Origin of the sequence: Mycobacterium sp. (genome assembly GCF_036488105.1) — a bacterium.
Lineage (GTDB): Bacteria > Actinomycetota > Actinomycetes > Mycobacteriales > Mycobacteriaceae > Mycobacterium.
The window spans coordinates 1-13,832 of sequence record NZ_DASXHW010000532.1 but is presented as its reverse complement, the minus strand read 5'-3'; the positions used below and the strand labels follow the sequence as shown (position 1 = coordinate 13,832).

General features: G+C 67.4%; 11 protein-coding genes and 1 pseudogene. 7 read left to right on the top strand and 5 right to left on the bottom strand.

Annotation, left to right across the window (positions count from 1 at the left end; genetic code table 11):
• Window positions 1–550, bottom strand: a pseudogene (locus VGH54_RS28065) (cytochrome P450); the annotation flags it as partial.
• Between the two features lie 233 nt (window positions 551–783).
• On the opposite strand from VGH54_RS28065, the gene VGH54_RS28060 reads away from it, so the two are divergent.
• Window positions 784–2,262 (top strand): aldehyde dehydrogenase family protein, encoded by a 1,479-nt coding sequence (locus VGH54_RS28060; protein ID WP_331515414.1) that lies wholly within the window; start codon window positions 784–786, stop codon window positions 2,260–2,262.
• Window positions 2,259–4,583, top strand: coding sequence for a CoA transferase (locus VGH54_RS28055; protein ID WP_331515412.1), 2,325 nt, complete (start codon window positions 2,259–2,261; stop codon window positions 4,581–4,583). The genes VGH54_RS28060 and VGH54_RS28055 overlap by 4 nt, the downstream gene beginning before the upstream one ends.
• A 1-nt stretch (window position 4,584) precedes the next feature.
• On the opposite strand, the gene VGH54_RS28050 is transcribed toward VGH54_RS28055, so the two are convergent.
• Entirely contained in the window at window positions 4,585–5,409 is an 825-nt protein-coding gene (locus VGH54_RS28050; protein WP_331515411.1) for a hypothetical protein, read from the bottom strand.
• Entirely contained in the window at window positions 5,406–6,026 is a 621-nt protein-coding gene (locus tag VGH54_RS28045; protein ID WP_331515410.1) for a TetR/AcrR family transcriptional regulator, read from the bottom strand. Before VGH54_RS28045 ends, VGH54_RS28050 begins: the two co-directional genes overlap by 4 nt.
• Window positions 6,027–6,131: 105 nt before the next feature.
• On the opposite strand from VGH54_RS28045, the gene VGH54_RS28040 reads away from it, so the two are divergent.
• From VGH54_RS28040 to VGH54_RS30130, 4 genes are all read left to right on the top strand, one after another.
• Entirely contained in the window at window positions 6,132–7,538 is a 1,407-nt protein-coding gene (locus tag VGH54_RS28040) for an acyl-CoA synthetase (RefSeq protein ID WP_331515409.1), read from the top strand.
• Window positions 7,539–7,610: 72 nt separating this feature from the next.
• Window positions 7,611–8,933, top strand: a complete 1,323-nt coding sequence (locus VGH54_RS28035) for an MFS transporter (RefSeq protein WP_331515416.1) — start codon at window positions 7,611–7,613, stop codon at window positions 8,931–8,933.
• Window positions 8,934–9,099: 166 nt separating this feature from the next.
• Window positions 9,100–9,375 (top strand): hypothetical protein, encoded by a 276-nt coding sequence (locus VGH54_RS28030; protein WP_331515407.1) that lies wholly within the window; start codon window positions 9,100–9,102, stop codon window positions 9,373–9,375.
• A 51-nt stretch (window positions 9,376–9,426) separates the two neighbouring features.
• Window positions 9,427–9,741 carry a DUF732 domain-containing protein gene (locus VGH54_RS30130; RefSeq protein WP_414688831.1) on the top strand — a complete coding sequence of 105 codons (315 nt, stop codon included), beginning with the start codon at window positions 9,427–9,429 and terminating at the stop codon, window positions 9,739–9,741.
• Between the two features lie 30 nt (window positions 9,742–9,771).
• On the opposite strand, the gene dapD is transcribed toward VGH54_RS30130, so the two are convergent.
• Window positions 9,772–10,725 carry a 2,3,4,5-tetrahydropyridine-2,6-dicarboxylate N-succinyltransferase gene (dapD, locus tag VGH54_RS28025; protein ID WP_331515405.1) on the bottom strand — a complete coding sequence of 318 codons (954 nt, stop codon included), beginning with the start codon at window positions 10,723–10,725 and terminating at the stop codon, window positions 9,772–9,774.
• Between the two features lie 25 nt (window positions 10,726–10,750).
• On the opposite strand from dapD, the gene dapE reads away from it, so the two are divergent.
• Entirely contained in the window at window positions 10,751–11,815 is a 1,065-nt protein-coding gene (dapE, locus tag VGH54_RS28020; RefSeq protein ID WP_331515404.1) for a succinyl-diaminopimelate desuccinylase, read from the top strand.
• Window positions 11,816–11,817: 2 nt separating this feature from the next.
• Here dapE and VGH54_RS28015 read toward each other — a convergent pair.
• The coding region (locus tag VGH54_RS28015) for an AAA family ATPase (protein WP_414688830.1) at window positions 11,818–13,832 on the bottom strand (2,015 nt) is incomplete at its 5' end.

Below are 13,832 nucleotides of genomic sequence, written 5' to 3'. Positions count from 1 at the left end.
ACTGGCCGGCTGCCACTAACGGGTCAAGTTCGATCTCCGGGTCAGCGGTTCCGGTGGCCGCATCGGACCAGGCCCGGAATTGCTCCCAATCGTCGGGCGGCGCACCGATCAACTCGGCGATCAGTCGGGTAGGCAGCGGAGCGGCGATCTCCTCGGCGAACTCGTGCACCGAATCCACTGCCACGCCGTCGAGGATGCCGCGGACGATCTCGCGGATTTTCGGCTCGAGTACGGAAACGCGGCGCCTGGTGAAGCCGGAGTTGATCAGCTTGCGCATCTGCCGGTGGCGAGGCGGGTCGGTGAAGATCAGGCTTCCGGGCTGCACCGGCCTCGGCATCGCCGGGTCCGGGATGGTGATGCCCTGGGTCGAGGTGAACGCGGCTGGGCTGCTGGAGACGAACCGGACGTCCTCGTACTTCAACAGGGCCCAGAAATTGGTGACGTCGTTCCAGCACACCGGCGCCGTCGCGCGCAGTTCCCGGTACGCGGGATAGGGGTCGCCGGCGTAGAAGTCCGGCGAATGCAGCGGGACGGTCGAGCGGGACTCCATGTGCACCCAGGCCTCCTCGACGCGCATCATCGTACATTTTCATACGATCTGTCCGGTGCACTCTGTTTACTCTGACGGCACTCACGATGTCAATATGCTTGCTGTTGAACTGAACTAGCAGCGCCGAAGGCAACCCGGCGAAGTCGACCATTGACGACAACGGGCCGACAGGTGTAGACCAAACGTTGAGCCGCCGGACCGTCTAAAGGCCCCGAACCTCTAAAGGACTCGATATGGTTGAGCCCCGCTCGTTGATCGACACCTACGCGGTCTACATCGATGGCCAGTGGGTGGACCCCGACAGAGTCGCTGGTGCCGGGGGCCGCTACGACGACGTCAATCCCGCCAGCGAGGCGGTGTTCGCGTCGGCGCCGGATCCGAGCCACGCGCAAGTCGACAGCGCGATCGCGGCGGCCAGGCGCGCCTTCGACTCCGGACCGTGGGCCGACGCCGGGCCCGACCAGCGGGCCGGGTTCCTCAACCAGCTCGGCGAGGCGCTGCTGGCGCATGCCGACGATTTCTTCGCGTTGGCGCAACAGGAATGGGGCTGCACGGCCAACGAGCGGGTGATCCATGTCGAAGGGCCGGCGTTCGCGGCGCTGAACGCGGCCGAACTCGCTACCCATCCCATCGAAGAGCCGATCGATGCCTTCGGCGCCGCGGGCAAGACGCTGCTGCGCTACGAGCCGCTCGGCGTGGTGTCGATCCTGACGCCGTGGAATTTTCCGCACACCCTCAACGTGATGAAAGTTTGCGCCGCGCTGGCCGCGGGCAACACCGTCGTGCTCAAGCCGTCGCCGCTGACGCCGCTGGCCGGATTGGCGCTGGCCCGAATCATCGACGAGCACACCGATATTCCACCGGGTGTGGTCAATGTCGTGACCCCGACCGACATCGAATCCAGCAAGCTGCTGACCGTCGACCCGCGGATCGACATGGTCAGCTTCACCGGGAGCTCGGTGGTCGGCCGCGAGGTGATGGCAGCGGCCGGCGGGACGATGAAACGGCTACTGCTCGAATGCGGAGGTAAGTCAGCCAGCATCGTGCTCGACGACGTCACGCTGGATGACGAGTTGCTGCAGCGGATGTTGTTCGAGTCCTGCTCATTTCACGCCGGGCAGGCGTGCATTCTGCACAGCCGGATGCTGCTGCCCGACGCGATCCACGACGAGGTGGTCGATCGGCTGGTCGCGATGGCCCGGGCCGTCAAGGTCGGTGACCCCACCGATCCCGACGTGCAGATGGGCCCATTGATCAGCGCCGCACAGCGCGAACGCGTTCAGGCACACGTAGATCGGGCGCTCAATGACGGCGCCAAGCTGGCGACCGGCGGCGGTCGGCCGGCCGGTTTGGACGGCGGCTACTACTTCGAGCCGACCATCCTCACCGAGGTCACGCCGGACGCCACCATCGCCCAGGAAGAGGTATTCGGGCCGGTGCTGTCGGTGCTGCGCTATCGCGACGACGACGACGCGGTCCGGATCGCGAACAACTCGCAGTACGGGCTGTCCGGCGCGGTGTGGGGCACCGACGTCGACCGTGGGCTCGCCATCGCCCGCCGGGTCCGCACCGGGCAGATCGCGGTCAACGGGTTCGGGCCGGGCGGCGCGCCGTTCGGCGGGTTCAATCAGAGCGGGATCGGCCGGGAGAGCGGCGGGATCGTCGGAATTCGTCAGTACATGGAGCCGAAGGCCATGGGATTGCCGGCGTGACAGCCCCCCTCGATGGGCTTCGGGTGGTCGAGATCGCCGACGAGATCTCGGGTCCGTACTGCGGCAAACTGCTCGTCGACCTCGGCGCCGATGTCACGAAAATCGAAGGGCCGGAAGGTGATCCGCTGCGGCGGTGGGGCCCGTTTCCCGGCGGTGAACCCGACCCCGATCGGTCCGGGTTGTTCGAATACCTCAACGCGGGAAAACGCGGCGCAATCTTGGACCTCACCCGCGACAGCGATACGGCGGCCGCTCGTGGCCTCGTCGCCGACGCCGACGTGCTGATCGACGCGTCATCTCCCGGAACCCTGGCGACGCTGGAGCCGCACGATTCCCGGCTGATTATCGTGCGAATCTCAAATTTCGGACAGCACGGGCCATTTCGGGATCGCGATGCCACACCGCTGACCATGCAGGCGATATCGGGCTGGATCAGCGCACGCGACCCCGACCGGCCGCCGGTGCAGGCCGGCGCCCGAATCGCCGAATACGTCGCGGGCGCCTATGCCGCGCTGGGCGCGCTGACCGCGTTGCGGATCGCCCCGGCCGGTCAGGTGACCGAGGTCGACGTCTCCGAATTGGAGGCACTGCTGTCGACGCTGCCGTACCCGATGCTGATGTTCGAGCGGATGCGCGCGCTCGGCCTGCCCACCAACGTGCGCCAGTCTCCGATGCTGGGTGTGGTCCGCGCCGCCGACGGCTGGGTCGGGATCAACTGCCTGACCGGGCAGCACTGGCTCGACGTGTGCGCCATGCTCGGGCTTCCGGAGTACGGCGAGCAGCAGTTCGCGATCATGATGGGCGGGCCCGAGCGTGCCGAGTTCTACGCGGCGGCGCAGCCGTGGCTGGACAAGCGAACCGTCGCCGACATCGTCGAACTCAGTCAGGCACTTCGCATTCCGGCCGCTCCTGTCGCCGACGGCCTTGGGGCGCTGGAGAATCCGCAGTACGCCAAGCGGGGATTCTTCGTCGACGGCGGCGGGAGGGACTGGTCGTTTCGACGGCCGGGCCCGCCGTTTCGCCTCTCGAAGACACCGACAGTGCCCGCCCGTCCCGCACCGCGCCTGGGAGATAGGTCGGGAAGCGATCACCCACCGCGACGACCGGCCGCCGATCCGGTTGCGGATCCGTCGCTGCCGTTTGCGGGCCTGAAAGTGCTTGACCTGACTACATTTTGGGCGGGCGGATATCTCACCTGCTATCTCGGTGCATTCGGCGCCGACGTCGTCAAGCTCGAGTCGATTCAACGGCCGGACGGATTTCGGTATTCGGGCGCTCAGCCGTTCGAGGGCGAGGATTGGTATGAGCGCAGCCCGTTGTGGCAGGCCACCAACCTGAACAAGCGGGCCGTCACGCTGGATTTGAGCTCGCCGGCGGGCCGCGAGCTCGCCCGTCGGCTGGCCGCGCAGGCCGACGTCGTCGTGGAGAACTTCTCCCCGCGGGTGGTGGAGCAGTTCGGGCTGGATTACGAATCGCTGGCCGCGCTGCGCCCTGACGTGATCGCGGTTCGCATGCCGGGCTTCGGCCTGGACGGCCCGTGGCGCGATTACGTTGGCTGGGCGCTGAACATCGAGCAGGTGTCCGGCATGTCGGCGGTGACCGGCTATCCGCAAGGTCCGCCGTGCAATGTGCAGGGCCCCGCCGACCCCATCGTCGGTGTGCACGCCGGGGTGGCGTTGCTCGCAGCGCTCGACCATCGTCGTCGCACCGGCGAAGGCCAGCTGATCGAGGTCGCGCAAATCGAAGTCGGCGCCGCCGTCACCGCCGAACCGGTGATCGAGTATTCGATGAACGGCATCGTCGCACCGCGCGAGGGCAACCGGCGGCGGGGCTGCCGCCAGGGCGTCTACCCGACCGACAGCGACGACACGTGGGTGGCCCTGTCGGTGCGCGACGATGCCGACTGGTCGCGGCTGGCGCACGCGATGGATCGCCCTGACCTGCCGGCCGATGATCACGACGCCTTCGATGACGCGGTCGCGGCCTGGACGCGAAGACGGTCGGCCGCCGGTGTCGTTGCCGCCCTTCGGGAACACGACATTCCCGCCGAAGAGGTGACGAGGCCCGAGCGGATGTATGAGCTGCCCGGGCTGGACGCCCGCGGGTTCTACGAGGATTTCGAGCACGCCGTCACCGGTCATCACCATTATCCCGGGTGGCCGTTTCGGATCAGCCCCGGACCGGCTCGTCATCACCGTTTCGCCGCGCCCACGCTCGGGCAGCACAACGACGAGATCCTCGGCGGCCTCGGGTTATCCCGTGACGAGCTCGACGCCCTGCGCCGCGACCGTGTGATCGGCGAACGGGTGATGAATACCTAGGTCAGGGGTGCGCAGCCAGAAAGGTTTCATTCGACATACCGATGGTCAGTTCGTCGACGTCGAAGGGCCGGCCGAGGCGGGCGCGTAACTTCTCGCGATCGGTCAGCAGATTGATCTCCACGGTCTGGCGCGCGAACAGGCGCCCGAAATACGGGTACAGCCAACGCATCAGCGTCCGCTCCGGTCGGCTACAGCGAGCCGCGCAGTAGCCGACGTGGCCGATCTCGTCGGTGAGTATCTCGGTGTAGAGCAAATGGATCCGCTCTGCAACACCAGGCTCGTCAGCGAATAACTCGACGCCGATCCGGCGTAGCTCGTCGAACATGATGCAGCCGGCCATTTCTGCGGCGCCCACGAAGGGGAACCCGAATCGCTCGGGCAGGAATACTTCCATTTTCACGAACTGGCGCATCACCAAAGGCGGAACAACGACCTGGAAGGGCAGGCCGAACATGTCGAGCACATAGGCCAGCAGGCGGGTGTGGTAGTGCTCCTCGAGGGCGAGATAAATCCGTTCCGGCGCCTGGTCCTCGCCGCCGATCCGGCCGTAGGTATCGCCCAGATCCACCCCGAATCGCTCCGCCTGGTTCAGCTTGGCGGTGGCTAACAAGAACAGCATCTTCGGATCGACGTCCGGTTCGGGACGGCGGCGTCGAAGGTTGCGCAGGAACATATCCCGGTCGATCGGATAGCTCGATTGGATTGGGTCGGTCTCCAGCGCGGAGAAGAATTTCTCGCGGCTGCCCAAGCGGCGGTGCAACAGGTCGGCGTCTCCGTCACGCCGTACCAGGAAGTCGCGGTAGCCCTCGATACCTGAATTACTCATGGTGCCTCCATTCCCTGAACGATCGTCGTGACATACGTGTCGAGTAGCGCTGTCCGCGCCCGCGACGGTCCTAATCCGGTGGCCAGCAAGGCGAACAGGCCGGTCAGGAAGATGACGCCGAGTTCGCCGGGTTGGGCGTCGCGACGTACCTGTCCGGCAGCTTGAGCGCGCGCCAAGACCTCAATGAGATACTGCGCCAACGGATGCACGGTCAACTCGTCTTCGACCGGCCGTGTTGCTGAGAAGTGCAATCCCAACATGTCCCGGAAAACCACTGGGCCCCAACGCCGTTCAGCAACGAGCACCTGCCGGATCAGAAGACTCAGCAGCGCGATCAAATCGCCTGGCTCGGTCGTTCTGCTGCCAAGCTTGGACACGATCTTCGCCTCTTCGGCTCGTTCCAACTCGACCAGTACGTGCTCCTTGGTCGGGAAATGGAAGTAGAACGTGCCCCGCACCACTCCAGCTGCCGTGGCGATCGTCGCGACATCGGCGCCGGCCAATCCGGACCGGCCGATTTCGGCCAACGCGGCGTCGAACACCCGCGCGCGCGTCGCGAGCCGCTGCGCCTCGCGCACTCCCAAACCGGGTGAAGGGGCTTCGGCGCTCGACTGCATTCGGCCACGGTAGTCAATTTCATTGGCGCCCGTCAATGACGGTCGTCAGCAAAATTACGAGCGGACCGTCGCCCGGCCAGTACCGGCGCCGGGTACCCTGCTGACGTGCTGCTGACCTCGCTGGACCCGTCCGTTGTCGCGGGTGGCCATGATCTCGAGGACGCCGTCCGCTTCGGCGATGTCACGCTCAGCCGAAGTGACGTGGTCGGGGCCGCCAATTCGGTGGCCGAACGAGTCCGCGGTGCGGACCGGATCGCGGTGCTGGCCACGCCCACCGCGCCGACTGCGCTGGCCATCGCCGGCTGCCTGATCGCCGGGGTGCCGGTGGTCCCGGTGCCGGCCGATGTCGGGCAGACCGAACGCCGCCACATCCTCACCGACTCCGGCGCGCAGGCCTGGCTGGGTCCGGTGCCCGACGAGCCGGAGGGGTTGCCGCACATCCCGGTGCGGATGGGCGCCCGGTCCTGGCATCGCCAACCCGAGCCGTCGCCGCAGGACACCGCGCTGATCATCTACACGTCGGGCACAACGGGGCCGCCCAAAGGGGTGCAGCTGAGCGGTCAGGCGATCGCCGCGGATCTGGACGCGCTGGCCGAGGCCTGGCAGTGGACCGCCGAGGACACGCTCGTGCACGGGTTGCCGCTGTTCCACGTGCACGGCCTGGTGTTGGGCCTGCTCGGGTCGTTGCGAGTCGGAAATCGCTTCGTGCACACCGGAAAACCGACGCCTGAAGCGTATGCGGCAGCTCGCGGCACGCTGTACTTCGGCGTGCCGACGGTGTGGTCGCGGGTGGTGGCTGACGCGGCCGCCGCCGAGGCGCTGCGGTCGGCGCGCCTGCTGGTGTCCGGCAGTGCCGGTCTGCCGGTCCCGGTGTTCGACCAGTTGGTCCGGCTCATCGGCCATGCGCCGGTCGAGCGCTACGGCGCGACCGAATCGTTGATCACCCTGTCCACCCGCGCCGACGGTGAGCGCCGTCCCGGCTGGGTAGGTCTGCCGCTGACCGGCATCGAGACCCGCCTGGTCGACGACGACGACAATCCGGTGCCGCACGACGCGGAAACCATTGGGCGGCTGCAGGTTCGGGGACCGACGCTGTTCAACGGCTACCTGAACCGGCCGGACGCGACGGCGGAAGCCTTTGACGCCGACGGTTGGTATCGCACCGGAGACGCCGCGGTGATCGACGGCGACGGCATGCATCGCATCGTCGGCCGCGAGTCGGTGGACCTGATCAAGTCGGGTGGGTACCGGGTCGGTGCGGGGGAAATCGAGACGGTGCTGCTTGGGCATCCGGGCGTGGCCGAGGCCGCGGTGGTCGGGCTGCCCGATGAAGACCTGGGCCAGCGGATCGTCGCGTTCATCGTCGGCGAAGCCGAGCCGCAGGAGCTGATCGACTATGTAGCACAACAGCTTTCGGTACACAAGCGGCCGCGTGAGGTCCGGATCGTGGCTGACCTCCCCCGCAACGCGATGGGCAAGGTGCTCAAAAAGCAATTGTTGACGGAAAGCTAACGCGCGGCGAGTGTGACACCAGCCTCGGTTTCTCCTACCGTCGTAACCGTGCAGAGATGCAGCGCCACGCCAATGCGGCGAGTTGCCGCGGCGTGTCTGGTGGGCTCGGCGATCGAGTTCTACGACTTCATGATCTACGGCACCGCGGCGGCGCTGGTGTTTCCCACCGTTTTCTTTCCACATCTCAGCCCGGCGCTGGGCACGATCGCCTCGATGGGCACATTTGCCAGCGCGTTCGTGTCGCGGCCGATCGGCGGGCTCGCCTTCGGCTACTTCGGCGATCGGCTGGGCCGAAAAAAGACTCTGATCGCGACCTTGCTGATCATGGCCGTCTCCACCATGTCCGTGGGCGTTGTGCCCAGCACAGCGACCATCGGAGTGGCAGCCCCGTTGATCTTGGTTGCGCTGCGTTTGCTGCAAGGGTTTGCCGTAGGCGGGGAATGGGCGGGCTCGGCGCTGCTGAGCGCCGAATACGCCCCGGACAGCCGGCGCGGCCGCTACGGGATGTTCACGCTGCTCGGCGGCGGAACCGCGGTGGTGCTCTCAAGCCTGACGTTTTTGGTCGTGAACTTCACCATCGGCGAGAACAGTCCTGCGTTCATGCAGTGGGGGTGGCGGATTCCGTTCCTGGTCAGCGCCGGCCTGATCGCCATCGCCTTCTATGTGCGGATGCGGATCGACGAGACTCCGGTGTTCGTCGCGGAGAAGGCCCGAAACCTGCTCCCGAGAGCCCCGATCGCCGAGTTGTGGCGGTTGCAGCGCCGGGAGATCGCCCTGGCCGGCGGCAGCATCCTGGGCGGTATGTCCTTCGTCTACATGTCGAACACCTACCTGACCAGGTACGCCCACTCCGAATTGGGCTACACCCGCAGCTTCATCTGGACTGTCGGTGCGCTGGGTGGGCTGGTCAGCATCGCGTTCGTCGCGCTATCGGCCACCCTGTGCGACAGAGTCGGGCGCCGTCGGATGATGCTGCTGGGCTGGGCGGGGTGTGTGCCCTGGGCACTGGCGGTGACTCCGTTGATCGACACCGGAAAGCCGGTGCTCTACGCGGTGGCCATTTTCGGTATGTGCGCGATCGGCGGAATCGGCTCCGGGCCCACGGGAGCCTTCATTCCCGAGCTGTTTGCCACCCGCTACCGCTACAGCGGATCCGCGTTGGCGATCAACCTGGCCGGCATCCTCGGTGGTGCCGTGCCCCCGCTGATCGCCGGCACGCTGCAAGCGACTTACGGCAGCTGGGCCATCGGTCCCATGCTGGCCGCGCTCGCCCTGACCGGGCTGGTGTGCACCTACCTGCTGCCCGAGACCAAGGGAACCGAACTTCAGTCCACTCGAACCGCCGATGGGTCGCCAGCGGACCCAGAACTCGAATTGTCCGACGGCGCTGGGTAATTCCGAGGCTGGCGAGACGTGCAAGGCCACCGCAAAGGCAGCCGGCTCGCCGACCTGAAAGTCGGCGGCCAGCGGCAGTAAAGCTGGGATTGACCCGTGTCGTCAACCAGAGAATCCTCAAGGTGATCGCGGACGCAGGCAACCACCACGACGATCGGGGAGGGTAATGAGTTCGGAACATGCAACAGAGCAGGTGCCGCTGGCCAAGATCCAGGAGGGTGACACGATCCAAGATCCCGAGTCCGGTCAGTGGTTTACCGTCACCCGAACGGCGGACGGCACAGCGAGTGTCACTGAGAAGCACTCCGATGGCGACACGACGGTCATCGAGGGGTATCGCGTCTACTACGGCGACGAACGAGAAGGTGAGCAGGTCGATTCCCGGTGCATCATCGATTCTCGGTCCACTAAAGGCCTCGTCACGCGCCAGGTGCGAGAGTAATCGCGCATACGCTGCCGTCGATTCTGCAACTTCATCAAGGGGTCGTGCACAATGTTTCGCCGTGTTGCAACTCTCATCGCAGTAGCGAGCGCGACGGCCGCAACTGGTTTAGCGGCACCGGATGCGCACGCCGACCCACGGGACCAACAGTTCCTCGAAATGGTGCATAACAATAACATCGGAGGCGACGACAACACCTTGCTTGAATACGCTCGCCAGTTTTGCGACAGGACAAGAGGTGTCCAGCTGCCCGCGAGGCCAGACCTGTACAGACAGGGCGTGCGACCAGATCAGTTCTACGCCATCAACCTAGCCGCGTCGCACGTGTACTGCCCGCAGAGGCTCGCCACGCCGCCCACGAAATAATCGCTTCCGGGCGGTGACTGATCGCAGCGCCTAATTCGCGTGCAGATCCTCGTTCAGGGCGATGCCGCGGCCGTCGCGTGACACCACCTCGACAGCGCCGGTCACCGAGTTACGGCGGAACAGCAGGTTGCTGCTGCCGGCAAGCTCCCGGGCCTTGACCGAATTGCCATCGGGGAGAGCGACTTTGGTGCCTGCGGTGACATACAGGCCGGCTTCGACGACGCAGTCGTCACCCAGCGGGATGCCCAGCCCGGAGTTGGCGCCCAGCAGACAGTGCTTGCCGACCGAGATCACTTCTGTGCCACCACCGGACAGCGTGCCCATGATCGACGCGCCGCCGCCGATGTCTGAACCGTCGCCGACCACCACGCCTGCCGAGATGCGGCCCTCCACCATCGAGGCGCCCAGCGTGCCCGCATTGAAGTTGACGAAGCCCTCGTGCATCACCGTCGTTCCCGACGCCAGATGCGCGCCCAGCCGCACCCGGTCGGCATCGGCGATGCGCACCCCGGTCGGCACGACGTAGTCGACCATGCGGGGGAATTTGTCCACGCCGTAGACCACGACCGGGCCGCGGCGGCGCAGTCGCGCCCGCACCGTCTCGAAACCGTCGACCGCGCACGGCCCGTAGTTGGTCCACACCACGTTGGTCAGCACCCCGAACATCCCGTCGGCGTTGAGCCCGTGCGGAGCGACCAGTCGATGGGAGAGCAGATGCAATCGCAGATAGGCGTCGTAGGCGTCGGCGGCCGGGTCGTCCAGCGAGCCGATCACCGTGCGCACCAGGACGGTCTCGGTGTAGCGCTCGTCGTCGCGTCCGGCCAGCGCCGCCAACTCGTCGGGCACCTCGGCCACCGACAACCGCGTCGTGCCGCTTTGGCCCGAGTCGATCAATTCCGGTGCGGGAAACCAGGTGTCGAGGACCGACCCGTTGCCGGCCAAGGTCGCCACACCAATACCTGAGGCTGCAGTCACGTGGTCCACGCTACCCACCCACTACGCTGGAGTCGTGCTGGACCTACGCGGCGACCCGATTGAGCTGACCGCAGCTCTGGTCGACATCCCCAGCGAGTCGCGGCACGAAGCTCGCATCGCTGACGAGGTCGAGGCCGCGCTGCGGACGCAGACATCAGGCTTCGAGATCATCCGCAACGGCAATGCCGTGCTTGCCCGCACCGCGCTGGGCCGTCCGACGCGGGTGTTGCTGGCCGGCCACCTCGACACGGTCCCGGCGGCCGGTAATCTGCCGAGCCGTCGAGACGCCGAATCGCTACATGGTTGCGGCACAACAGATATGAAGTCCGGTGACGCGGTGTTCCTGCATCTGGCCGCCACCGTCACCGCGCCTGCCCACGATGTGACGCTGGTGTTCTACGACTGCGAGGAAATCGATTCGGCGGCAAATGGTTTGGGGAGGATCGAACGTGAGTTGCCGGATTGGCTGACGGCCGACGTGGCCATCCTCGGCGAACCGACCGGCGGGTACATCGAGGCGGGGTGCCAGGGAACACTGCGAGTCATCGTTCAGGCTGACGGGACTCGTGCCCACTCCGCGCGAGCATGGTTGGGCGACAACGCCATTCACAAGCTGGCTGCGGTGCTGGATCGGCTCGCGGCCTACCGGGCCCGCAGTGTCGAGATCGACGGCTGCACTTATCGCGAGGGATTGTCGGCGGTCCGGATCGACGGCGGCGTTGCCGGCAACGTCATCCCCGACGCGGCCTCGGTGACGGTGAACTTCCGCTTCGCGCCCGACCGATCGCCGGAGGCTGCGCTGGACCACGTCCATGAGGTGCTCGACGGCCTCGACGTGCGGATCGAGCAGACCGACTCCGCCGTCGGAGCGCTGCCCGGGCTGTCCAACCCGGCGGCGCAGCACCTCGTCGACGCCGCCGGCGGGCAGGTGCGGGCGAAATACGGATGGACCGACGTATCGCGGTTCGCCGCGCGTGGCATCGCCGCGGTCAACTACGGGCCCGGCGATCCCAACCTCGCGCACACCCGCGACGAGCTGGTGCCCATCCACCAGATCACCGACGCCGTGACGATGCTGCGGGGATACCTGAGCGCCTAGGCCTAGACGCGCTGCGCTTGGGCGGACGCGTCGGCGGCCGCAGGGTGCAGTCCGCGATCGGCAAGGTCGGCGGCGACCTCGGTCAGCGCGCCGGCATCGCCGGCGGCCAACGCCCGGGCGTGCGCCAGCGTCAGCCGTCCCAACACGCAGTTCACTTCGATCGCCAACCGTTCGGCCCGCTGCACGGCGCGCACATCGCCAAGGCGGGCCGCATCCTGCAGTGCTCGCAGCGCGATCGCCGACTGACCGCCGCGTTCGGCGGTCTGCACCGCCTCGCGGGCGGCTTCGATCGCGCCCGTCGTGTCGCCGCGAGCGGCTTTCGACCACGCCTTGGCCAACGCCAACTCCGGCGCGAACAACGTCGACTTCAGCCCGTGGCGCGACTCGGCCCGACTCAAAACCTTTGCGGCCTCGAGTTGTTCGCCTTGCTGGCCGAGTGCCTGCGCCAGCAACATCAACGACAGCGGGCTCCACGAATAGCCGGTGCGCGCCAGCGGGTCGGCGGCCCGGCTCAGCAGCGTCACGGCCTCGTCGAAGTCGCCCTGCGCGATCGCCACGTAGCCCACCAACGTCTCGCCGATCGCCCGGCCCGGCTGCTGCAGCTCGGCGAAGTTGGTGTAGCGCTGCGCCAGCGCCCGCGCCTCGGTAAGCCGGCCCGCCATCACCAGCGCGGTGATCCGGCCGAAGCCGCTGGTGAACCTCAGCAGCCCGGGATGATCGGCGGCCGTCGCCTGCCGGGCCAGCGCTTCGACGTCGTCGAATTGTCCGGTGCGGGCCGAGCTCAGCGCCGCCGCCGAGGCAGCCCACCCGACAGCCACGCCGTCGGCGTGCGGGGATGCCAGCACCTCGCCGGCGATCCGCAACGTGCGCAACGGCGTTCCCGCGTTCATCGCGAAGGTCGCCGCGAGTGCGTCGAGGGTGGCCTGCGCCGTCGGCGACGAAACCCGGTTCCGGGTGGACTGCAGAAACGCGGTGGCCTGGGCCGGCTCGCTGAGCATCCAGAACTGGTTGGCCGCCCGTGGCAGTGCCCACGCCATCAGCTCGGACGGCGACAACTGGTCCGGGTTCACCGCGGCCAGCACCGAGTCGGCCTGCCGTCCGCGGCCCTGCCAGGCCAGCGCGTAACCCAGGGCCAGCCGCGCGGGCAGTCCGCCGGTGCGGTCCAGCGCCGCCTGGGCGAGCTGCTCGGCCAGCTCAAGCTCGCCGAACCGCAGCGCATGCTGGGCCGCCGACACGAAGTCGTCGACCGCGTCGGGGTTGTCGCTTTCGACGGCCAGCGCCGCGAGCCGCAGCTGGTCGCCGACATGGATGGACGGGCCGGCGGTGAGCTGTTCGACCAGCGACATGCGCAGCGCCCGCGCGGCGTCGGGCGCCAGCGCCGCACCCGCGCGGGCGGTGTAGAGCGGATGCGCCGAATAGACCAGGTCGTCGTGGATGGCCACCGCGGCTACGGCTTCGGCCTGGTCGACGGCGCCCTCGCCGGCCAACGCCGTCACATCCCCGCGCCGCAGCGGCTCAGCCAGTGCCAGGTAGTCCAGGACTGTGCGCGCTGTTGACGGCAGACCGGACAGGTAGCCGTCGATCAGGGCCGGCAGGGTGGCGCCATTGGTCAGGTCGCCGCTGTCGACCAGGTGCCGCAAGTGAAGCGGGTTGCCCTGGCTGTGGGCAAACGCCTCGCCGACCACCCCGGCATCCGGCGGCGTCGGCAGGACTGATTGCAGCAAGGCCGTCGTCGCTGCTGCGTCCAGCGGCCCGACCTCGACGCGGTTCAGCAACTCGTCGGCCCACAGCGCCGCGACCGCATCGGGCAGCGCGGCGCCTGACCGGATCGTGACGATCAGCCGCGCCGAGCCGCCGACCGCCAGCTGGTAGATCAGTGTCGCGGACAGATGGTCGAGGTGGTGTGCGTCGTCGACGACGAAAAGCTGCTGAGCATCGCCACCGGCCAGGTGCTCCTGCGCGGCGCGCAGCAGCTCGGCCGGTCGGCCCGTCTCGGTGATGTCGGCGTCGGCCAGCA